The 21894-nt window shown below is 72.6% G+C and carries 17 protein-coding genes; 4 read left to right on the forward strand and 13 right to left on the reverse strand.

Features of this window, described 5'->3' with window-relative positions; genetic code table 11:
- Positions 1-4: 4 nt before the first annotated feature.
- Entirely contained in the window at positions 5-298 is a 294-nt protein-coding gene (locus AB0G50_RS05460; RefSeq protein WP_360102562.1) for a DUF3017 domain-containing protein, read from the forward strand.
- Here the strand turns inward: AB0G50_RS05460 and AB0G50_RS05465 are convergent.
- Positions 288-854: a TetR family transcriptional regulator gene (locus tag AB0G50_RS05465; RefSeq protein WP_360102564.1), complete on the reverse strand. Its 567-nt coding sequence runs from the start codon at positions 852-854 to the stop codon at positions 288-290. The two genes, AB0G50_RS05460 and AB0G50_RS05465, sit on opposite strands and share 11 nt — an antisense overlap.
- Positions 855-922: 68 nt before the next feature.
- Here AB0G50_RS05465 and AB0G50_RS05470 point away from each other — a divergent pair, with 68 nt between their 5' ends.
- Entirely contained in the window at positions 923-1498 is a 576-nt protein-coding gene (locus tag AB0G50_RS05470) for a dihydrofolate reductase family protein (RefSeq protein ID WP_360102566.1), read from the forward strand.
- Here the strand turns inward: AB0G50_RS05470 and AB0G50_RS05475 are convergent.
- From AB0G50_RS05475 to AB0G50_RS05490, 4 genes are read right to left on the reverse strand one after another with little or no spacing between them, the layout of a single operon-like run.
- Positions 1475-4762 (reverse strand): error-prone DNA polymerase, encoded by a 3288-nt coding sequence (locus AB0G50_RS05475; protein WP_360102568.1) that lies wholly within the window; start codon positions 4760-4762, stop codon positions 1475-1477. The genes AB0G50_RS05470 and AB0G50_RS05475 overlap by 24 nt on opposite strands.
- A gap of 1 nt (position 4763) precedes the next feature.
- The gene (locus AB0G50_RS05480; protein ID WP_360102570.1) at positions 4764-4901 is read right to left on the reverse strand and encodes a hypothetical protein; all 138 of its coding nucleotides are present in this window, start codon (positions 4899-4901) and stop codon (positions 4764-4766) included.
- Positions 4902-6464 (reverse strand): DNA polymerase Y family protein, encoded by a 1563-nt coding sequence (locus AB0G50_RS05485; RefSeq protein ID WP_360102572.1) that lies wholly within the window; start codon positions 6462-6464, stop codon positions 4902-4904.
- On the reverse strand, positions 6461-7474 hold the full coding sequence (locus tag AB0G50_RS05490) for a hypothetical protein (RefSeq protein WP_360102574.1): 1014 nt from the start codon (positions 7472-7474) through the stop codon (positions 6461-6463). Before AB0G50_RS05490 ends, AB0G50_RS05485 begins: the two co-directional genes overlap by 4 nt.
- A 188-nt stretch (positions 7475-7662) precedes the next feature.
- Between AB0G50_RS05490 and AB0G50_RS05495 the strand changes: the two genes are divergently transcribed.
- Positions 7663-8346 (forward strand): hypothetical protein, encoded by a 684-nt coding sequence (locus AB0G50_RS05495; protein ID WP_360102576.1) that lies wholly within the window; start codon positions 7663-7665, stop codon positions 8344-8346.
- Between the two features lie 42 nt (positions 8347-8388).
- Here AB0G50_RS05495 and purH read toward each other — a convergent pair whose 3' ends face one another.
- The 7 genes from purH to AB0G50_RS05530 form a co-directional block, all read right to left on the reverse strand.
- Entirely contained in the window at positions 8389-9972 is a 1584-nt protein-coding gene (purH, locus tag AB0G50_RS05500) for a bifunctional phosphoribosylaminoimidazolecarboxamide formyltransferase/IMP cyclohydrolase (RefSeq protein WP_360102578.1), read from the reverse strand.
- A complete protein-coding gene (gene purN, locus AB0G50_RS05505; RefSeq protein WP_360102580.1) occupies positions 9969-10631 on the reverse strand; it encodes a phosphoribosylglycinamide formyltransferase in 663 nt (220 codons plus the stop codon). The genes purH and purN overlap by 4 nt, the downstream gene beginning before the upstream one ends.
- Before the next feature lie 28 nt (positions 10632-10659).
- A complete protein-coding gene (locus tag AB0G50_RS05510; protein ID WP_360102582.1) occupies positions 10660-12144 on the reverse strand; it encodes a DUF6350 family protein in 1485 nt (494 codons plus the stop codon).
- Positions 12145-12248: 104 nt separating this feature from the next.
- A complete protein-coding gene (locus tag AB0G50_RS05515) occupies positions 12249-12905 on the reverse strand; it encodes a DUF5336 domain-containing protein (RefSeq protein WP_360102584.1) in 657 nt (218 codons plus the stop codon).
- A 184-nt stretch (positions 12906-13089) separates the two neighbouring features.
- Positions 13090-13980 carry a succinate--CoA ligase subunit alpha gene (gene sucD / locus AB0G50_RS05520; protein ID WP_360102586.1) on the reverse strand — a complete coding sequence of 297 codons (891 nt, stop codon included), beginning with the start codon at positions 13978-13980 and terminating at the stop codon, positions 13090-13092.
- Between the two features lie 2 nt (positions 13981-13982).
- Positions 13983-15152, reverse strand: a complete 1170-nt coding sequence (sucC, locus tag AB0G50_RS05525; RefSeq protein ID WP_360102588.1) for an ADP-forming succinate--CoA ligase subunit beta — start codon at positions 15150-15152, stop codon at positions 13983-13985.
- A 250-nt stretch (positions 15153-15402) separates the two neighbouring features.
- Positions 15403-17013, reverse strand: a complete 1611-nt coding sequence (locus AB0G50_RS05530; RefSeq protein WP_360102590.1) for a hypothetical protein — start codon at positions 17011-17013, stop codon at positions 15403-15405.
- 1198 nt (positions 17014-18211) lie between these two features.
- On the opposite strand from AB0G50_RS05530, the gene AB0G50_RS05535 reads away from it, so the two are divergent.
- The gene (locus tag AB0G50_RS05535; RefSeq protein ID WP_360102592.1) at positions 18212-18964 is read left to right on the forward strand and encodes a M23 family metallopeptidase; all 753 of its coding nucleotides are present in this window, start codon (positions 18212-18214) and stop codon (positions 18962-18964) included.
- A 445-nt stretch (positions 18965-19409) separates the two neighbouring features.
- Here AB0G50_RS05535 and pcrA read toward each other — a convergent pair whose 3' ends face one another.
- Positions 19410-21719 (reverse strand): DNA helicase PcrA, encoded by a 2310-nt coding sequence (gene pcrA, locus AB0G50_RS05540; RefSeq protein WP_360102594.1) that lies wholly within the window; start codon positions 21717-21719, stop codon positions 19410-19412.
- Positions 21720-21894 lie beyond the last annotated feature (175 nt).

Here is a 21894-nt window from a genome sequence, read left to right on the forward strand (position 1 = left end):
GCTCATGCCGGAACAGCGCTGGCGGTCCGCGGCGGGTCAGCACCTGCCGTTCGCGCTGGTGCTGGCCGTCGTCGGGTTGGGCGTGCTGCGGATCGCGCAGTACCACTGGCGGCAGGGCGCGGTGCTGATCGGCATCGCGCTGCTGATCGCGGCACTGCTGCGGATGCTCGTCACCGACGAGCAGGCGGGCCTGATCGCGATCCGCGGTCGCGGGATCGACGCCCTGCTCTACTCGGGTCTCGGCTTCTCGGTGATCGTGGTGGCGATGACGATCATCGGCGGCCCGTTCAGCCGGTAGGCAGTCGGTCGACCAGCGCGTCGACCAGCGCGTCCAGGTCCGGCAGCACGTCGGGCAGGGTCAGGTGTTCGACCAGCAGACCCGTCATGCCCAGGTACAGCAGCACGACGTCGGTCCTGTCGCCCGGCAGGCCCGCGTCGAGGTGGAACGCGACGTTCGCCTCGACGTTCGCGGTGATCATCCGGGTCAGCGTCGCGCGCAACCCGGGCCGCCGGGTGGCCTCCAGGCGCAGTTCGAGCAGCGCGAGGTAGCCGGTGCGGTCGTGCCGCACCCGGTCCAGCAACTCGTGCATGAAGCGGCGGACGAGGGTTTTGTCCCGGGGTGCCGCAAGCGTTTGCGCCACCACGTCCGGGTTCGGCGTCAACCGGACGTGCACGTGCTCGCCCGCCTGGTGCAGCAGGTCGTCCCGGCTCGGGAAGTAGTTGGACGCGGTGCCGCCGGGCACGCCCGCCTCCTGGTCGACGGCGCGGAAGGTCAACCCGCGCGCGCCGTCCCTCGCCAACACCTCGATCGCCGCGTCCACCAGGGCGGTGCGCCGCTCCACGTTCCGGACCACCAGAACCTCCCTTGACAACCACTACGGACATAGTACTACAGTCACCGTGGTTCTTCCGAGGAGGCTGCATGCGCAAGCTCGTGTACTACGTCGCCGTCACGCTGGACGGTTTCATCGCCGACGAGGACGGCGGGTTCGACTTCTTCCTGTTCGAGGGCGACCACATGGCGTGGCAGGCGGCCGAGTACCCGGACGCCCTGCCGACCGCGGCACGCGCCCACCTCGGGCTGGACGGCGTGCCGAACCGGCAGTTCGGCGCGGTGCTGATGGGTCGGGCGACCTACCAGGTGCCCGGCGGGCTGCCGAGCCCGTACGCGCACCTCGACCAGTACGTGGTCACGTCGGGTCCGCTCGAGGTCCCGGACGACGTCGAGGTGATCGCGGATGACGTCCTCGGCCGCGTTCGCGAGCTGAAAGCGTCGGAGGGCAAGGACATCTGGTTGTGCGGCGGCGGGACGCTGGCATCCTCGCTGCTGCCCGGGATCGACGAATTGCGACTGAAGGTGCACCCGGTCGTCCGCGGCACCGGCATCCCGCTGTTCGCGGGCTCCGCCCGGCCGGAGTACTTCAAGCTCCAGCACACCAAGGCGTTCGACAGCGGGGTGGTGTTCTCGACGTACTCAGCGGAAGTCCCGCGACCGTGACGGGATGCGCAGGTCGAGGTGCTGGAGTCGTTCGGCGCGCAGGCTGACCACGCCCTCGGCCGACTCCACCACCCCGCGCACCAGCAGCGCCGGGCTGGACCGGGCCACCCGGCGGTAGCGGGCCCACAACCCCTGGGAGCACACGACGTTCACCATGCCGGTCTCGTCCTCGATGTTGAGGAACGTGACGCCGCCCGCGGTCGCCGGCCGCTGCCGGTGGGTCACCGCGCCGCCGATCAGCACCCTGGTCCCGTTCGGCACGGACGCCAGCGCGGCCGTCGCCAGCGCGCCGAGCGAGGTCAGCCGCTCCCGGACGAACTGGGTGGGGAAGCTGTCCGGCGACAACCCCATCGCCCACACGTCCGCGACCGCCACCTCCACCTCGTCCATGCCGGGCAACGCGGGCGCGTCCACGCCGCTCTCGGTGCCGGGCAACCGGTCCGGCCGGATCCGGGCCACCGCGCCCGCCGCCCACAGCGCGCCGCGCCGGTCGACGCCGAAGCAGCCGAACGCACCGGCCGTCGCCAACGCCTCGACCTGCGCGGCGGTCAGTCGCACGCGGGCCCCGAAATCCGCCAGGTCGGTGAAAGGTCGTTGCGCGGCAATGCTTTCCGCGTCCTTCTCGCCGATGGTCCGGATACCGGCCAACCCGATCCGCACCGCCGCCGCGCCGTCCACCGACTCCAGGACGGCGTGCGGCAGTGACGCGTTCACGTCCGGCCCGAGCACCCGGACGCCGTGCCGGCGCGCGTCCGCGACCAGCGACTGCGGCGAGTAGAACCCCATCGGCTGCGCCCGCAGCAACGCCGCGCAGAACGCCGCCGGGTAGTACAGCTTGAACCACGCGCTGACGAACACCAGGTGCGCGAACGACAGCGCGTGGCTCTCCGGGAAGCCGAAGTTGGCGAACGCCAACAACTTCGCGTAGATCCGCCCGGACAGCTCGGCCGACAACCCGTTGGCCGCGGCGCCCTCGGCGAACCGGTCGCGCAGCCGTTCCATCCGGTGCGTCGACCGCTTGGCGCCCATGGCGCGCCGCAGCTCGTCGGCCTCGGCGGGGCTGAAGTCGGCCACGTCCACCGCGATCTGCATCAGCTGCTCCTGGAACAGCGGCACGCCCAACGTCTTGTCCAGCGCGTTCTCCAGCAACGGGTGGTCGTGCTCCCACGTCTCCTTCCCGTTGCGGCGCCTGATGTACGGGTGCACCGACCCGCCCTGGATCGGGCCGGGTCGGATCAGCGCGACCTCCACCACCAGGTCGTAGAACGTGCGCGGCTTCAGCCGGGGCAGCGTCGCCATCTGCGCCCGGCTCTCCACCTGGAACACGCCCACCGAGTCGGCCTTCTGCAACATCGCGTAGACGGCCTGGTCGTCCAGGTCCAGCGCGCCCATGTCGACCTCGACGCCGTGGTGCTCGCGCACCAGGTCGATCGCGTAGTGCAACGCCGACAGCATGCCGAGCCCGAGCAGGTCGAACTTGACCAGCCCGATCGCCGCGCAGTCGTCCTTGTCCCACTGGAGCACGGTCCGGTCGACCATCCGACCCTTCTCCACCGGGCACACCTCGCTGACCGGCCGGTCGCAGATCACCATGCCGCCGGAGTGGATCCCCAGGTGGCGCGGGAAGTTCTCCAGTTCGGCGGCCAGCTCCAGCACCGGTTTCGGTATCTCGTGATCCTCCACAGTGGACCGCAGCGGCCCCCACCGGTCGATCTGCCGGCTCCACGCGTCCTGCTGCCCCACCGAGTGCCCGAGCGCCCGCGCCACGTCCCGGACCGCCGACCGACCCCGGTAGCCGATCACGTTCGCCACCTGCGCGGCGTGCCGGCGGCCGTACTTGCGGTAGACGTACTGGATCGCCTCCTCGCGCCGGTCCGACTCGATGTCCAAGTCGATGTCCGGCGGCCCGTCCCGCGCGGGCGCGAGGAACCGCTCGAAGAGCAGGTCGAACCGCACCGCGTCGACGTTGGTGATGCCCAGCGCGTAGCAGACCGCCGAGTTCGCCGCCGAACCCCGGCCCTGGCACAGGATCCCGTTGCGCCGGCAGAAGTCCACGATGTCGTGCACCACCAGGAAGTAGCCGGGGAACCCCAGCCGTTCGATCACCCCCAGCTCGTGCGCGAGCTGCTCGTAGGCCCGGGGGTTCTCGCCGACCGACCGGTACCGCCGCGCCGCGCCCGCGTAGGTCAGCTCGCGCAGGTAGGAACTCTCGTCGTGACCGGCGGGCACGTCGAACGGCGGGAGCCGGGGCGCGACCAGCTTCAGGTCGAACTGGCACTGCATCCCCAGCACCGCCGACCGGTGCACCGCGCCGGGGAACCGGGCGAACCGCCTGGCCATCTCCGCACCCGACCGCAGGCACGCCGCTCGTGCGGGCGGCAGCCAGCCGTGCAGGTCGTCCAGGCTCCTCCGGGCGCGCACCGCCGCCATCGCCGCCGCCAGCCGACCCCGCGCGGGCGACGCGTAGTGCACCGCGTTCGTCGCCACGGTCGGCAGCCCCAGTTCCGCGGCCATGCCCCACAGCAGGTCGTTGCGCGGACCGTCCTCGGGCAGGCCGTGGTCGGTCAGCTCCACGAACACCCGGTCGTCGCCGTACAGCGCGACCAGCCGGCGCAGTTCGGCGAACGCCCGCTCCGGCCCTTCCAGCGCCAACGCCCGGCGCACCGCGCCCTTGCGGCACCCGGTCAGCACCACGCACCGGTCGCGGGTGTCGGCGACGACCTCCGCCAGGTCGTACACCGGCCGGCCCTTCTCGGCGTCCGCCGCGAGCTGACCGCTGGTGACCGTGCGGCACAACGAGTGGTAGCCGGTGACGTCGGTGGCCAGCAGCAGCAGGTGCTCGCCCTCCGGGTCCGGCACGCCGTTCTGCGGCTTGCCGAGGCCGAAGCTCAGCTCGGTGCCGAACACCGTGCGCATGCCGAGTTCCCTGGCCGCCTCGGCGAACCGGACCACGCCGTACATGCCGTCGTGGTCGGTGATCGCGATCGCGTCCAGGCCGAGCTGCTGCGCCGCCTCCACCAGTTCCTCGGGGTGGCTCGCGCCGTCCAGGAAGCTGAAGTTGGAGTGGCAGTGCAGTTCCACGTACGGCACGCGGCTCTGCGTGGCGGCCAGGTCGTCGACGCGCACCGCGAACCCGTCCGGCGCCGCGTACCGGTCGCGCTGCCGGGTCCACGCCGGACCGTCGCCGCCGTCGGGGAGCTGGGGTTTGCCCGACAGCGCCCGTTCCAGCTCCGACCAGCGGACCGGCGGGTTGTTCCAGCCCACGCTAGAACCACTCCTCCGGCGACCGGCGCGGCAGCGGCACCAGCGGCGGCACCCAGCCGAAGTGGTCGGGGTAGGCGGGTTCGCCGGTCGGCTCGGGCAGCTCGAAGTCGGTCAGCCAACCCTGGTAGTCGTCGGACATCTAGTCGTACACCCCTTCCACGGCCCACTTGCCGCGGGCGCGGATCAGCAGGAACGCCAGTTCACGACCGTGCGCGTCGGCGCCGAGCACCTGGAGCCGGGCGGCGCGCACCGAGTTCGGCTCGTCCCACCACCGCTCGTCCACCGGCCACGGCCCGGACCACGCGAGCACCCGGCGGGTGCGGCCCGCGTGCACGATCCGGTGCGGTCGCACCACGAGTTCGGCGGCGCCGGTGACCACGACGTCCGCGCCCCGGTCGTCCACCAGCACGGCGGGTTCCGGTCGGGCGAACACGGTGGCCGGGCTGGGCGCGGGCAGCCGGCCGGGCCACGGCCGGTCGGGGTCCAGCCCGGGGGTCCGCTCGTCGCCCCAGGGCACCAGCGTGACGCGTTCCGCCGGGCCCTTGCCGCCGCCGAGCACGGGCGTGAGCACGGCCTCCGGGCCCAGCAAACCCTGCACGTGCACCATGGCGCGGGCCGCCCGGCCGGCGGCGGCGTCCTGGTCCTCGCCCCACAGCGAACCCTGGAGCAGGGTCGCGTCGACCACCTCCTCCGGGTCCAGCCGCAGCGCGACGAGCGGTCCGGTGGGTCGGGCGCGGGTCAGCCAGCCGTCGAGCTGCCACCGCACCCGGTCCGCGATCCCTTGCGGCGTCAGGGGTTCCGCCGCGCGCCACACCCGGCGCAGCTCCTCGCCGCCGTCGGTGACGGCCTCGACGGCGAGCCTGGTGCAGGCCAACCCCCGGTCCGCGAGCACCGCGTGCAGCTGCTCGGCCAACGCCTTCGCCGCGAACGCGGCCGCGTCCACCCGGTCGACGGGCGGGTCGAAGACGTCGCGCACGGTCAGGTCGGCGGGCGGTCTGCGGCGGTCCCGCGGCCGTTCGTCCAGGCCGGAGGCGAGCCGGTGCGCGAGCACGGCGGCCGAGCCGAACCGGGTCGCGACATCGCGCTCGGGCACCGCCGCGAACGCGCCGAGCGTGCGCAACCCCAAGCGCCGCAACAGGTCCACGAGTTCGGCCCGACCCTGGCGGTGCTCGGCGGGCTGGTCGAGCTCGTGGATGCCCAGCTCGGCGAGGAACTCGGCGGACCGACCCGGCGGCACGATCAAACCGCGCTGGGCGGCCCTGGTCGCGGCGAACAACCCGTCGGCGAACCCGACCTGCGCCTCCACCCCGGCACCGGCGACGTGGTCCAGCAGCAGTTCCGCCACCCGTTCGGGCGAACCGTAGTAGCCGACGGGCCCGCGCGCGTCGAGCGCCACCAACCCCGGCCGCACCACCTCGATCCCGGGCGCGACCGCCTCGACCGCCGCCGCGACGGGTTCGAACACCCGGGCGTCCCGCGCGTCGTCGTGCTCGAACAGCACGAGTTCCGGACACCGCCCCTGCGCCGACCGCTTCCGCTCACCGCGCCGCACGCCCTCGGCGCGCGCGATCGCGGAACAGGCCACCACCGCACCCGCCCGGACCACCGCGGCGGGCACGTGCGCGGGCAGGGCGGCCTCGGCGCACGCCGCGACCACCGGCCAGTCCGGACACCAGAGCACGAGCGTGTGCACGGAGATCACCCGGCTTCCGCGAGTTCGAGGGGTGGGAACAGCTCGGACACGTCGAGGACCAGGGCTAACCGCCGGATCGGCACGACGGGGGCGGCGTCCGCGGGCAAGCCGACCTCCGCGGCGGCACCGGTTCCCGCGGACCGGAGGGCGGACCGCGCCTCGGTGCCCGGCACCTCGGGCAGGACGAGCGATTCGGGCCGGACGAGCACCTCGGACCAGCCAAGCGGTTCAGGCCGGCCCGGCACCTCAGGTCGGACGAGCGGTTCAGGCCGGCCGGGCACCTCGGGCAGGACGAGCGGTTCAGGCCGGACGAGCGGTTCCGCCGCGGTGATCCCCGGTTCGGCGAGCGGGCGAAGAGGGCTCGGCTCGGCATCGGGAGTCGCCGGGCGGAAGAGCGGCTCGGCGGCGGGCAGCGGGAACGTGGTGCGCTTCGGCCTGGTCGCCGCGCCACGACCCGCGACCACCACCGTCAGCTCGCGCGCCCGGAGCACGCCGAAGCCCTCACCGAGGCCGCTCCACGGGCCCGGTTCGGCGGTGAGCTCCAGGTCGACGCCCGGCCACTCCACGTCGAACGGCACCAGCACCGACCTGCGCTGACGTGCGCGATTGGTCAAGCGGCGGGCCGAGGAGGCGGTGACCGGTGTCGCCACGACCACCACGTCGAACCCGTCCAGCAGGGCCGCCACCACCCGGTCGACCTCGGTCCGGTCCCGACCGGGACTCGGTACCAGGGCGAGACGCCGGACGGCCACCCCCGTCTCGGCCGCCGCGAGCGCACCGCACCCCGGCAGGCCGACGATGGCCGCCCAGCTCCCTTCCGCCGTCGCCTCGGACAGCAGCGCGAGCAGCAACGATGTCGAACCGCGCACCGACACCGTGCTGCCCCGCCGCAGGCCGCCCCACGGGAGGACGGCCGCCAGTTCCCCGCGAACCGGCAGCACCCGGACCGGAGCCGCGGTCGACTCGCCCGTCGCGTCTACCCCGAGCGCGACCGACGACGCCGTTGTCGACCTGGACACCAGCCCTCCTCCCCGAAACGAATCCGCGCGCACCCCTGTGCGCGGACCGCCGTGGGAAGTTCCGGCGACCTGCATCGAACACCTGTTCGAACAACACGATGATCGTAGCGCGCCGCACCGACCCGCTGTCAATGCCCTGGATCGGGTGACTGGCACACTGCGCCCCGGACCGAGTTACGGGGGGAACCGTGAACGCACCGCAGAACTGGCCCCGGCAGGGCTACCCGCAACAGCAGCCGCCCTACGGCCCGCCGCCGCCCAGGAAGAAGCGCACCGGGCTGGTCGTCGGCATCCTGATCACCGTCGTGGTGCTGGTCGTCGGCGGCGTCGCGGCCGTGCTGTACCTGGACTACACCGCGCCGGCCGGCACCAGCGGCGCGGGCGAACAACCGCTGCCGCAGTGCGACATCGGCGCGGAAACCCGGAAGTCGGCCAAGGTCGGCAAGTTCCGGCTCGCGGGCAAGCCGACGGACAGCGGGCTGAAGATCAGCAACTGCTTCTGGGAGCAGGGCGACGAGGACGGCAAGGACAAGCGCGTCCTCCAGATCCAGGTCTACGACCACAGCGCGCAGACCAAGGACGAGGCGCGCAGTCGCAAGCTCGCCGAGGACGACTACGCGAACCTCGCGTCCGCGCCGTACGGCGGCGACCAGGCCAAGCCGCTGGACGGTCTCGGCGACCAGGCGACCTACGTGGCGCCCGGAACGAAGACCTACGCCACCGAGGTGGACCTGGTGGTGCGCAAGGGACTCGTGATCTACCGGGTCGCGTACTCGGGCGAGGACAAGGGTTTCTTCGGCAGCTCGGCGTTCCCGGTCGAGGACGCCGAGGCCGTGGTGCGCGAGGTCGCGGAGGACCTCGTCGCGAAGTGAGCGGAGGGCCTCCCCGTCCGGGACGGGGAGGCCCTCACCGCGTCAGTGCGCGAAGTGCCGCGTACCGGTCAGGTACACGGTCGCGCCGGCCGCCTCGGCCACCGCGATGACCTCCGCGTCCCGCACCGAGCCACCGGGCTGCACGATCGCCCGCACACCCGCGTGCACCAGCACCTCCAGCCCGTCCGGGAACGGGAAGTACGCGTCGGACGCCGCGATCGAGCCCTTGGCCCGGTCGCCCGCGCGGGTCACCGCGAGCCGCGCCGCGTCGATCCGGTTGACCTGGCCCATGCCCGCGCCGACCGTGGCGCCGCCGGAGGCCAGCAGGATCGCGTTCGACTTCACCGCGCGCACCGCGCGCCACACGAACGCCGCGTCCGCCAGGTCGTCCTCGGACAGCGGCGTGCCGCACGCCAGCGTCCAGTTCGCCGGGTCGTCGCCGTCGGCCTCGACCGCGTCCAGGGTCTGCACGAGCAGCCCGCCGGACACCGGCCGGAACTCGGTGCCGCCGCGGGCCGGCGGCTCCGCCACCAGGATGCGCACGTTCTTCTTGCGCGCCAACACGTCCACCGCGCCGTCGGCGTACGAGGGCGCGACGATCACCTCGGTGAAGATCTCCGCGATCTGCTCGGCCAGCTCCACGGTCACCTCGCGGTTGGCCGCGATCACGCCGCCGAACGCGCTCACCGGGTCGCACGCGTGCGCCTTGCGGTGCGCCTCGGCGATCGCGCCCGGACCATCCACAGTGGACACCGCGATGCCGCACGGGTTGGCGTGCTTGATGATCGCCACGCACGGCAGCTCGTGGTCCCACGCGGCGCGCCACGCGGCGTCGGAGTCGACGTAGTTGTTGTACGACATCTCCTTGCCGTGCAACTGCTCCGCCGTCGCGAGGCCCTGCCTGCCGTCACCGGCGGTGTACAGCGCGGCGCGCTGGTGCGGGTTCTCGCCGTAGCGCAGCACCTGCTTGCGGTCCCACGTGCCGGCGACCCACCCCGGGAAGCCCGAGCCCTCGTCGTCGGGCGCGACCACGTTGCCCAGCCACGAGGCCACCGCGACGTCGTAGGAGGCGGTGTGCCGGAACGCGTCCACGGCGAGCTTCTGCCGGTCCGCCAGCGTGAAACCGCCGGCCACGACCTCGTCCAGCACCCAGCCGTAGCGCGCCGGGTCCACCACGACCGCCACCGACGCGTGGTTCTTCGCCGACGCGCGCACCATCGCGGGCCCGCCGATGTCGATCTGCTCCACGCACTCGTCCGCCGACGCGCCGGAGGCCACCGTCTGCGTGAACGGGTACAGGTTCACCACCAGCAGGTCGAACGGCGCGATGCCCAACTCGTCCAGCTTGGCCACGTGCTCGGGCTTGCGGGTGTCCGCGAGCAGCCCGGCGTGCACGCCGGGGTGCAGCGTCTTGACCCGCCCGTCCAGCGCCTCGGGGAACCCGGTCACCCGCTCGACGGGCACCACCGGCACACCGGCGTCGGCCAGCGCCTTCGCGGTGCCGCCGGTGGAGACGATCTCGACACCGGCCGCGTGCAGACCCGCAGCGAGTTCCAGCAGGCCGGCCTTGTCGGACACCCCGATCAGGGCACGACGAACCGGTCGCCTCTCGGCAGGAGTGGTCACGGAATGCTCACCTTTCGTCCGTTCACGGTGCAGCCCTCGCGGGCCAGTCGGGCGACCACGTCGACGAGCAGCCGCCGCTCCACCACCTTGATGCGCTCGTGCAGGCTGTCGACGTCGTCGTCATCGCCGACGACGACCGCCTCCTGGGCCAGGATCGGCCCGCTGTCCACGCCGCCGTCCACCAGGTGCACGGTGGCGCCGCTGACCTTCGCGCCGTAGTCGACGGTGTCGCGGACCGGGTGCGCGCCCGGGAACGCGGGCAGCAGCGCGGGGTGGGTGTTGAGCATCCGGCCGCCGAAGCGGGCCAGGAAGACGGGTCCGGTGATCTTCATGAACCCGGCGGACACCACCAGGTCGGGCCGGTGCGCGTCGACGGCGTCGGTCAGCGCGGTGTCCCACGCGGCGCGGTCGGCGTGGTCGCGCAGCTTCACGGCGAAACCGGGCACACCCGCGCGGTCCGCGCGGGCCAAACCCTCGATGCCCTCCCGGTCCGCTCCGACCGCGACCACCTCGGCGGGGTAGCCGGGGTCGGCGGCGGCGTCCAACAACGCCTGGAGGAGGGTGCCGGAACCGGAAACCAGAACGACGACCCGCGCGGGGTTCGGAAGCCGGAGTGTGGTCGAGGCGCTCAGCGTGCTCTCCTTGCCCGTTACTGTCACAGCAGCTCAGCAGCAGCCTAGGCGTTGACTACCGGGCCTTGCCGGGCAGGTCCTCCTCGCCGGCCGCGGGCTCCTCGTCCTCGCCGGCCGACCCCTCCTCGTCGGGTTCCTCGTCGGGATCGTCCTCGGGATCGACGTCGCCGTCCTCGTCCTCGAGGTCGTCCTCGTCGTCCCCGTCCTCCTCGTACTCGTCGTCTTCCTCGTAGTACTCGTCCTCGTAGTCGAGGTCCTCTTCGGACTCCTCGTCCGACCCGTCGTCCGGGTCCTGCTCCGGCTCCGCGTCGGCGTCCTCGTCCACGACCTCCGGCCCGGCTTCCGGCTCCGCCACGACCGGCGCCCGACCGCCCGAGAACCACGCCACGATCGAGCCGGGCACCAGGATCCACCCGAACGTGAGCAGCGCGAGCAGCCCGGCCGGGATGGTGACCGGGTTGAACGCGCCACCGCCGAGGCTCCCGCCCGCGACCGCCGCGAGCACCAGCACGACCACCGCCGCCGCCACGGCCGCCACCAGCACCGCGCGCACCCGGGACGACGGCCGGGGCGCGGCGTCGCGCAGCGACAACCCCACCGCCACCCCGATCACACCCGGCAGCACGAGCACCAGCGGCGCCCAGGCCAGCTTCTCCTCGGGCAGCGCGGCCAGCAGCGGCACCGCGGGCACCGGACCGCCGGTGAACGCCAGCGGGCTCACCGCCACCGAGCCGATCGAGAACCCCGAGCCCACGACGTAGGACAACCCGCCGACCACCGCGTTCGGCAGGTAGCCCAGGCACAGCAGCCACAACCCGAGACCGCTGCCGACCGTGCCGCCCGCGGCGTCGAACAACCCGGACGTGGTCGACCAGGAAAACAGCAGGCCGAGCGCGAGCAGCAGCGCGCCGGCCGCGGTGAGCGCCGCCAACGCGAGCGCGCCCGCCTTCAGCCCGCGCTGCGCCACCGGGTCGACCCGCTCGAACAGCAGGTCCACCAGACCGCACCGCTGCGCGACACCCGCGACCGCCGCGACACCGGAGACGGCCGCGCAGCCGAAGAACGCGACCGCGGGCGTGGCCCGGACGCCGTCGCCCTCGTCGCCCATCAGGAACGCGATCAACCCGCCGACACCGGCGTGCGCGCCCGCGATGCTGAACACCACGGCCCGCGCCTGCAACGGCTCGAACAGGCCCAACCGGTCCGCCGCGCTCGCCGCGGCGCGGGACACCAGCAGCATCACCAGCGCGGTCGGCAGCAGCGGCAGCACGGCCAGCTGCCCGCCGTCGAACCGCAGCGGCACGTGGTGGGCCACCAGCCAGCCCGGCGCGGACGCGGCCAGCACCCCGGTCGTGGAGAACGAGGCGTGCGCGGCCGTCGAGGACACCAGCGCGAGCAGCGCGGCGACGGCGGCGTAGCCGACGACCACCGAGCCCGCCGCGGTCAGGGTGAGCACCCGCACGCGTTCCGCGCGGGAGAACTCGGGCGGGCGCACGGAGTCGGTCGCGGCGCCGTGCGAAGTCGTTTGCAGCACCGGCATCTTTCCACTGTGTCAGGCGGGGTGGGCCGTTCGGGTGAGGCACGCCGGGCACGCAGAGAGGGGTGGCACCCGACGGCGCCACCCCTCTCCCGAGCGGAAGTTGCTCAGCCCTGCTGACCGAATCCGCCGGGCGGAGTGCCCGGCGCCTGCTGGGGCGGTTGCTGCTGCTGGAACTGGCCCGGCTGCGACAGGTAGGACGTCGGGCCGGGCTGCTGGGTCGGCTGCTGCGGCTGGACCGGCTGCACGGGCTGGCCGAACTGGCCGGACGGCGGGCCGTACTGCTGCGGCTGCTGACCGGGCTGCGGGAACGCGCCGGACTGCGGGTTCCAGCCGCCGGGCTGCTGGTAGGGGTTCGCGGGCTTGGGCTCGAACTTCACGATGCCCGCGTCGAGCAGCAGCGCGACCACGATCGCCGCGCTCTCCAGCAGCGCGATGATCAGGAGCACGATCTGCATGCCCTTCACGTCGCCCTCGCCCTTGATGATGCTCTGGAGGAACAGGAGCGTGGGCACCGCGGCCAGCACGGCCGCGGCGGGCAGCAGCTTCAGGGCCTTGGGCAGCACCGACAACCCGGCCAGCGCGGCGGCGGCCAGCAGGTACTCGACGGTGCCGAACGACGGCACGTCGTCCGCGAACGCGAGCAGGTAGGCGATCACACCGAGCCCGGCGGCGCCGAGCGGGATGATCGTGTTCAGGTTCACGCCCACCGCCGGCTGCGCCGGACCCGGCTGCTGCTGAGGGGCGCCGTACGGCACGGACATGGTGAGGTCTCCTCCTCATACCGGAACGGACTCGCAAGCGACAACAGAACGCTAGCCGATGCGCACTCTCCGACGACGACCGGACTCCGATGGTTCCCCCGGACGCGCGAATCGAACCCCGTCGAGAGGCGGAAAGGCCACCTCCCGTGGAAGGTGGCCTTTCCGAAGTACCTCGTACGGGCGATCAGACCAGCTTCTGGATGATCTCCCGGGCGAGCGCGGCGGTTTCGCTCGGCGTCTTGCCGACCTTCACGCCCGCGGCCTCCAGGGCCTCCTTCTTGGCCTGCGCGGTGCCGGCCGAGCCGGACACGATCGCGCCGGCGTGGCCCATCGTCTTGCCCTCGGGGGCGGTGAAGCCCGCGACGTAGCCGACGACCGGCTTGGTCACGTGCTCCTTGATGTAGGCCGCGGCCCGCTCCTCGGCGTCGCCGCCGATCTCGCCGATCATCACGATCGCGGCGGTCTCGGGGTCGGCCTCGAACGCCTCGAGGGCGTCGATGTGCGTGGTGCCGATGATCGGGTCGCCGCCGATGCCGATGGCGGTGGAGAACCCGAAGTCGCGCAGCTCGTACATCATCTGGTAGGTCAGCGTGCCGGACTTCGACACCAGACCGATCTTGCCCGGGCCGGAGATGTTGGCCGGGATGATGCCCGCGTTCGACTGCCCGGGGCTGATCAGACCGGGGCAGTTCGGGCCGATGATCCGGGTCTTGTTGCCGGTCGCGACGGCGTGCGCCCAGAACGCGGCGGTGTCGTGCACCGGGATGCCCTCGGTGATCACGACGGCCAGGCCGATGCCGGAGTCGATCGCCTCGATCACGGCGGCCTTGGCGAACGCCGGCGGCACGAAGATCACGGTGACGTCCGCGCCGGTGGCCTCGATGGCCTCGGCGACGGTGCCGAACACGGGCAGCACGTGACCGTCGAAGTCGACCTTCTGGCCGGCCTTGCGCGGGTTCACACCGCCGACGATGTTCGTGCCGGACGCCAGCATCCGCTTGGTGTGCTTGGTGCCCTCGGCACCGGTGATGCCCTGGACGATGACCTTGCTGTCCTTGGTGATGAAGATAGCCATCGTCAGACCCCCGCAGCCGCGAGCTCGGCGGCCTTGTCGGCCGCGTTGTCCATAGTGTCCACCACGGTCACGAGCGGGTGGTTCGCCTCGGCCAGGATGCGCCGGCCCTCTTCGACGTTGTTGCCGTCGAGGCGGACGACGAGCGGCTTGTTCGCCTCGTCGCCCAGGGTCGCCAGCGCGGCGACGATGCCGTTGGCCACCGCGTCGCACGCGGTGATGCCGCCGAAGACGTTCACGAACACCGAGCGGACGTCCTGGTCGTTCAGGATGATGTCCAGGCCGTTGGCCATGACCTCGGCGGACGCGCCGCCGCCGATGTCGAGGAAGTTGGCCGGCTTGACGCCGCCGTGCTTCTCGCCCGCGTAGGCGACGACGTCCAGGGTGGACATCACGAGGCCGGCGCCGTTGCCGATGATGCCGACCTGGCCCTCGAGCTTGACGTAGTTGAGGCCCTTCTCCTTGGCCTTCGCCTCCAAGGGGTCCTCGGCCTGCTTGTCGACCAGCGCCTCGTGCGCGGGGTGGCGGAACGAGGCGTTCTCGTCCAGCGTCACCTTGCCGTCGAGGGCGACGATCTTGCCCTGCGGGTCGCGCACCAGCGGGTTGACCTCGACCAGCGTCGCGTCCTCGGAGACGAAGGTCTCCCAGAGCTTCACGATCACGTCGGCGACCTGGTCGGCCACCTCGGCCGGGAACTTCGCCAGGGCCACGATCTCGTCGGCCTTCGCGCGGTCGACGCCCTTGATCGCGTCCACCGGCACCTTGGCCAGGGCCTCGGGCTTGGTGGCGGCCACCTCTTCGATGTCCATGCCGCCCTCGACGGACGCCATCGCGAGGAAGGTGCGGTTGGCCCGGTCGAGCAGGAAGGAGAAGTAGTACTCCTCGGCGATGTCGGACGCCGGGGTCACCAGGACGCGGTGGACGATGTGGCCCTTGATGTCCAGACCGAGGATCGCCTCGGCCTTCGCCTCGGTCTCGTCGGGGGTCTCGGCGAGCTTGACGCCACCCGCCTTGCCCCGGCCGCCGGTCTTCACCTGCGCCTTGACGACGACGGTCGAACCGATGCCCTCGGCGATCGCCCTGGCCTCGGCGGGGGTGCTGGCCACGTCACCCGGAAGTACCGGGACGTCGTGGGCGGCGAAGAGGTCCTTCGCCTGGTACTCGTACAGGTCCACTCGGGTCTCCTGCGACGTCGGTGTCGGACACCGCGTCAGTCGTGCGGTCCTCTTGGTGGTCCGGCGCTCCAGGCGTTGGCCTGGTGCCTCACGTACCAGGCATCACCTGGAACGCCGGCTATCCGGCCGTGGTCGGACCGGCTCGACGCGGCTGGGAAGACACTATCGACCTGCCAGTACCTCGGCGCACGCCGTACCCGTGAGGTCTGTCATAACTGTGGTGAGGTCGATCACGACGGCCGCGGCGACCTCAGCGCGTGGTCCGCACGGCCGCCGCGACGAGCAGCGCGACGACCGCGCCGAGCGCCAACCAGAGCCCCGGTCCGGGAACCGACTCGGCGGCCCGCGCCTGGGTCAGCGGGTACTCCAGCGCCCGGGTGACGAGGACCGCCGCGCCACCCAGCAACAGCGCCGCGCCCCGCGCCGGACGGGCCCGCAGCGCCACGCCGGCCGCGACGAGGACGGCCGCGAGCGCCAGCAGCTGACCCCACGAGCCGAGCCGGAACCCGAACGCGGTGATCGGCGTGACGTCCGGCGCGCGCAGGACCGGCAGCGCGAACGCGCCGATCGCGAGCAGCCCGCCGATCAGGGACAGCGCGAGGAGCGGCAACGGGACCGGTCCGCCCGGCGGCGCCTCGGCCTCGTCGCGTTCCACCGCGCCCGCGACGGCGGCGGTCGTGGCGGCGGCCGCGGCGGCGACCACCGCGAGGGCGGTGAACACCGCGCCGGCACCGGGCTGGACGGCGTTGACCCGGGTGGCGTTGAAGACGGCGTCGAGGGCCTGCGCCGCGGCGAGCGGGACGGTGGCGGTCGCGACGACGAACGCCGGCCGCGCGCCCGCCCTGGCGAGCAGCGCGAGGGCCAGGACGCCGGTCAGCACGGCGGCGGGCCACAGCGAGCGGGACGCGTAGTCGGTCGGCGCGGGCAGTCCGGCGGGCAGCACCAGTTGGTCGGTCAGCGCGCCCACGACGGCGAAGGCCGCGGCCACCAGCCCGAGCACCGCGGCGGCCACGTGCAGCCGCCGTCGTCCGGGCAGCACGGGGTCGGCCCGCTCGGCCCGGGCCTCCCGGCGCGGCCAGGCGAACGCGAGCCCGCCGACCAGGACGACGAAAGGACCGGCCGAGAGCGACAGCCCGTCGGTCGCGAGCGCGGTCGTGATCCGCACCAGCGCGATACCGACCAGCACCGCCGCGGCCGCGCGGAGCGCACCGGTCGGCGCGGCCGAACTGGCGGCCAGCACGGCGACCAGCGGCGCGGCGAGCACCAGCAGCAGTCCGCCGACGAGCGCGGCGGCGGGCTCGTCCGGCACGGAGTGCGCGGGCAGCAGGGAGACGGTGGAGGAGAAGGGGGCCATGAACAGCCCGATGCCCGCGACGACGCCGGCGGTGGCGACGACGCCGAACCCGCGGCGGTCGGCGGGCTCGTCGTCGCGCAGCGCCGGCACCGCCAGCACGCCGGCGACGATCGTGAGCAGGTGCCCGGCGAGCAGCACCCACAGCCCGGCACCGACGGCCGGCGTCACGAGCGTGGTGGCCCGGAACAACTCGGGCCGCGACGCCAGCCCGGCGTCGACGAGCACCTGGAGGTCGGCGACCAGCGTCCCGACCGAGAACACCGCGGCCACGACGAGCGCGCCGCCCACCGCGCCCACGTCGCCCCGCCGGAGGAAGGAGAACGCCACCCCGACCGGCAGCAGCGCGGCGAGCAGCACCACGACCCAGGAGAAGGAGAAGGAGGGCGGCACGTCCACCACCCCGACGAGCACCCCACCGCCGACGAGCAGCGCGCCGACAACAGCGACCACGAACGCGACCCGCACGACCACAGGGGAAGGCGACCGCAACTCCTCGACCCGGCTCATCGCCACCGAAACTAGCAACCCCACCCCACCCGACCCCCGCCAACCCGCGCTCCACCGACGGCGAGGCCCGGGACACCGCGACCCGGCACCACGTGGGCGACCGCCCGCCGCGCCGGGTGATCAGCCACGATCGCCGCCCGACCTCCGACACCGCGCCGACCACGAGGCCCGGGGGAGTTCAGGGCCTACCTCTATTACGACCGAACCGGCCGGCCGTTCGACGCGCCGGGTAGCCAGCCGCGACCGACTCCGACCCTCGACACCGCGCCACGCCGACCGCGGATCCGGGATGTCGGCGGGGCGCCCGGCCGGCACGAAGCAAAGGTGGCACCTCCACACGACCGAACGTGCCCATGCGGCCGGCCGTTCGGCGCTCCGGGTGATCAGCCGCGATCGACTCCGACCCCCGACACAGCGCCGCACCGCGCCACGCCGACCGCGGGATCCGGGGCGCCGACAGGGCGCCCGGCCGGCACGAAGCAAAGGTGGCACCTCCATACGACCGAACGGGCTCATGAGGTCGGCCGTTCGCCACCTCGGGTGATCAGCCGTGATCGAGGGCGAGGTTTCAACCGGGCCGCGCCGGCCACCTCGGGTTCACCGCGCGGCGAGGCCCGCGCCGCCCGCCGTTCCCACCAGGCGACTCCGCCCGGACCCCGCCCGGGCCGGCGGAACCACCGCGCCGACCCTCCCGCGCCCCGCCCCGTCCCCGACGATGCCGGGCGGGAGCCGCCGGATGGTCGGGGCGCGGCGAAACATCCGCTTGGCGCACTCCGGGTTGGTCGGACCAGAGCAGCAGATACGTGATTCAGGTCACGATTACTGCCCGGTTGACAGGAGGGGTGGTCACGTGGTTGTGACTGCCGTCACTCGAATGGATGAACCTGAAGATGACTACATCTTCCCTGCACGCGCCAGGTCTGGTGACCGATTCACGACGGAACGTCACCACCCTCGGTCCAAACCCGGAGACCGACCCCGACCCGGTGGACCCCAACCCCGGGGATTGCCCTTAGGGCTTCCGCCCCGTTACTGTCCCCCGGTCCGTTGTCACGGTCTGGTCACAAGCAGGACAACGAGCTGATTCCCCGATCAGCTCACCGGGATCCCCCGCCCGGCGGTCCGACCGGACTCCCCGAAAGCGGAAGGCCAGGTCTTGTCCCAACACCGCTCCCCCGGCGGCCATCCGAGCGCTGACGTGCTCGACACCGCGATCGACCGCGCGTCCACGAAGAACGTGAACTCGCACCGGCTACCCCCGCCGCCCTCGGCGCTGCGAGGCCGGATCGTGGTGGCCGCAGTCGCGGTCGGCGCGTTCGCCGCCGCCGGCGCAGGTCAAACCCTGCACGCGCTCGGCTCCTCACCGCAGCAGGACGAGGTCACCCCCCTCGCCAACAGCGCCGCCGAAGGCGCGGCCGCGTTCGGCGTCGGAGGCCCGGCACCGGCCGCGCCGCAGATCATCCCGGTCGCGAAGACCGTGGACCCGGCGGCCGAGGCCCAGAAGCTCACCAAGTCCCAGAAGATCACCGAGGACCGCGAGGCCGCCGACGCGGAGGCCAAGCGCGTCAAGTACGCCCGCCCCGCCGAAGGTGTCTTCAGCTCCGGCTACGGCGGCCGGTGGGGCGAGATGCACTACGGCATCGACATCGCCAACGCCATCGGCACCCCCATCTACTCCGCCGCGGATGGTGTCGTGATCGACGCCGGTCCGGCAAGCGGTTTCGGGCTCTGGATCCGCGTGCAGCACCAGGACGGCTCCATCACCGTCTACGGCCACGTCGACAGCTACAACGTCGAGAAGGGCCAGCAGGTCAAGGCGGGCGAGCAGATCGGCCGCATGGGCAACCGCGGCTTCTCCACCGGCCCGCACCTCCACTTCGAGGTCTGGAACCCGGCCGGCCAGAAGATCAACCCGCTCCCCTGGCTCAACGCCAACGGCGTCACCATCTGACCGCACCGCGCACCTCCCCCGTCGCCTCTGCGGGGAAGCAAACACCAGGGGTACGACAATTTTCGGGCGCACCGCGCCCCACCTGCGCAAAAGGGAGGGCCGGGTCGCCATCGCGACCCGGCCCTCCCGTGGATCAACCCCCCTGTCGATCCTCCCCCGACCAGGACCCCGCCCCCGACGCGCGGTCCCGTCCCCCCGGGACGTCGGCCGCCCGAGATGACCGGATCACCCCATATGCCCCGGTCATCCTGCTTCCGACAACCCTAAAGACGCCCACCCGGCCCGGGGGTTGCGCCGATCACGAGAATTTCCCCCGAACCGGGAACACCCGCTCAGCGCCCCGTGACGCGACCGCGCGCCGAACCCGCGCCCACCACCCCGGAAACACGTCCGGCCCGCCCAGGCGAACGCTGGGCGGGCCGGACGCACGTCGTGCCGGACGACGTCAGAGCTTCACGATCGGCACCCCGCCGATCAGCATCAGCCGCACCGTGCCGGAGCCGCCGAAGTCGATCGTCGCGGTCGCCCGCGGCCCGGAGCCGTCCACCGCGACCACCCGGCCGAGGCCGTACTTGTCGTGGTTCACCCGGTCGCCCACGTCCAGCTTCAGCGCGGGCGTGTCCTTCCAGTTCTGGTTCGCGGGCGCGGGGCGCGGCGAGTCGCCGGAACGCCGCCACGTCGTCGGCGCGGACGGCGCGGTCCGCTTCGGCTCCACCCGCCGCCAGTCCAGGAGGTCGGCCGGGATCTCGTCCAGGAACCGGGACGCCGGGTTCGCCGCCGGCTGACCCCACGCCGAGCGCACCAGCGCCCGCGACAGGTACAGCCGCTGCTGCGCGCGCGTGATGCCGACGTAGGCCAGCCGGCGCTCCTCGGCCAGCTCGGTCGGGTCGCCCAGCGCGCGCAGGTGCGGGAAGACCCCGTCCTCCCACCCGGTCGAGAAGACCACCGGGTACTCCAGGCCCTTCGCGGTGTGCAGCGTCATCAGCGTGACCACGCCGTCGGACTCCGCGTCCGGCACCGAGTCCGCGTCCGCCACCAGCGACACCCGCTCCAGGAACGCCGCCAGCGAACCCTCCGCCGGCTGCCCCTCCTCGGGCTCGACCGGCGCCGCGCCGCCCAGGTCGGTGAACTCGCGCGCCACCGTCACCAGTTCGTTCAGGTTCTCCACGCGGGTGTGGTCCTGCGGGTCCTCGGAGGCCTCCAGCTCGGAGCGGTACGCCGTCTTCTCCAGCACCGCCTCGAGGACGTCGGCCACGTCGTCGCCGCGCTCCACCAGCTCGCCCAGCTCGTCCATCAGCTCGACGAACCCGGCGATCGCCTTCTGCGAGCGGGGGTTCAGCAGCGGCACCCGACCTTCCACGGCCGCCCGCAACGCCTTCGCGAAGCTGATCCGCTCCCGCTCGGCGTAGGTCGACACGCACGCCTCGGCCCGGTCGCCGATGCCGCGCTTGGGCACGTTGAGGATGCGCCGCAACGACACCGTGTCGTCCGGGTTGGCCAGCGCGCGCAGGTACGCCAGCGCGTCCCGCACCTCGCGCCGCTCGTAGAACCGCACCCCGCCGACGACCTTGTAGGGCAGACCGAGCCGGATGAAGATCTCCTCGAACACCCGGGACTGGTTGTTCGTCCGGTAGAACACCGCGATCTCGCTGTTGTTCGCCTCGCCCGAGTCGACCAGCCGGTCGATCTCGCCCGCCACGAACGACGCCTCGTCGTGCTCGTTGTCCGCGACGTAGCCGACGACCTTCTCGCCGTCGCCCAGGTCGCTCCACAGCCTCTTGTCGCGGCGGCCGGGGTTGCGCGAGATCACCGCGTTGGCCGCGGTGAGGATCGTCTGCGTCGACCGGTAGTTCTGCTCCAGCAGCACCGTCGTCGCGTCCGGGTAGTCCCGCTCGAACTCCACGATGTTGCGGATCGTCGCGCCGCGGAACGCGTAGATCGACTGGTCCGCGTCGCCCACCACGCACAGCTCGGCGGGCGGCACGCCGTCGCGGCCGTCGCCGACCAGCTCGCGGACCAGCGTGTACTGCGCGTGGTTGGTGTCCTGGTACTCGTCCACCAGCACGTGCTTGAACCGGCGGTGGTAGTACTCGGCCACGTCCGGGAAGTGCTGGAGCAGCTCGACCGTGCGCATGATCAGGTCGTCGAAGTCGAGCGAGTTCGACTCGGTCAGCCGGCGTTGGTAGGAGGCGTAGACCTCGGCGACCCGGCGCTCCAGGTCGTTGCCCGCCCGCTCCTGCGCGGTCTCGACGTCGACCAGCTCGTTCTTGAGGTTGGAGATGTGGATCGCGAGCGTCCGGGCCGGGTACCGCTTCGGGTCCAGGTCGAGGTCGCGGGCCACCAGGGTGATCAACCGCCGGGTGTCGTCCGAGTCGTAGATGGAGAAGTTGGACGACAGACCGAGGGTTTTGCCCTCGCGGCGCATGACGCGCACGCACATCGAGTGGAACGTGGACACCCACATCGAGCGGGCGCGGGCGCCGACCAGGTCGGCCACCCGCTCCTTCATCTCGGCGGCGGCCTTGTTGGTGAACGTGATCGCCATGATCTCGCCGGGGTGCACGTCCCGTTCGGCGAGGAGGTAGGCGATGCGACGGGTCAGCACGCGCGTCTTGCCCGAGCCCGCGCCGGCGACCACGAGCAGCGACGAGCCGGCGTGCTCGACCGCCCTGCGCTGGGCCGGGTTGAGGTCGTCGAGCAGCCGCGCGGACCGGGAGGCGGGGGGACTTGAGGGCAAGTCGAACAAGGCGCTCATCGTTCGTCCACGTTACCGGGTACCCCCGACAGTTCCGCGCCTGTGGCATGATGGGCGCATGCGCGCGGTTCACTTCGAGTTTTTCTACGGGATCCGGACTCCGGCTCCCGTGGACCGCTGACGCTGCAAAGCCACCCACGAAGCCCCGGAGTCCTCGGACCCCGGGGCTTCGCTG

Source organism: Actinosynnema sp. NPDC020468 (genome assembly GCF_040642015.1).
Classification (GTDB): Bacteria; Actinomycetota; Actinomycetes; order Mycobacteriales; family Pseudonocardiaceae; genus Actinosynnema.

Coding starts and splice junctions, on each gene's coding strand:
- AB0G50_RS05515 (WP_360102584.1), bottom strand. CDS start 12,905: ATGTCCGTGCCGTACGGCGCCCCTCAGCAGCAGCCGGGTCCGGCGCAG.
- AB0G50_RS05480 (WP_360102570.1), bottom strand. CDS start 4,901: ATGTCCGACGACTACCAGGGTTGGCTGACCGACTTCGAGCTGCCCGAG.
- AB0G50_RS05510 (WP_360102582.1), bottom strand. CDS start 12,144: ATGCCGGTGCTGCAAACGACTTCGCACGGCGCCGCGACCGACTCCGTG.
- AB0G50_RS05470 (WP_360102566.1), top strand. CDS start 923: ATGCGCAAGCTCGTGTACTACGTCGCCGTCACGCTGGACGGTTTCATC.
- AB0G50_RS05460 (WP_360102562.1), top strand. CDS start 5: ATGCCGGAACAGCGCTGGCGGTCCGCGGCGGGTCAGCACCTGCCGTTC.
- sucD (WP_360102586.1), bottom strand. CDS start 13,980: ATGGCTATCTTCATCACCAAGGACAGCAAGGTCATCGTCCAGGGCATC.
- pcrA (WP_360102594.1), bottom strand. CDS start 21,719: ATGAGCGCCTTGTTCGACTTGCCCTCAAGTCCCCCCGCCTCCCGGTCC.
- AB0G50_RS05530 (WP_360102590.1), bottom strand. CDS start 17,013: ATGAGCCGGGTCGAGGAGTTGCGGTCGCCTTCCCCTGTGGTCGTGCGG.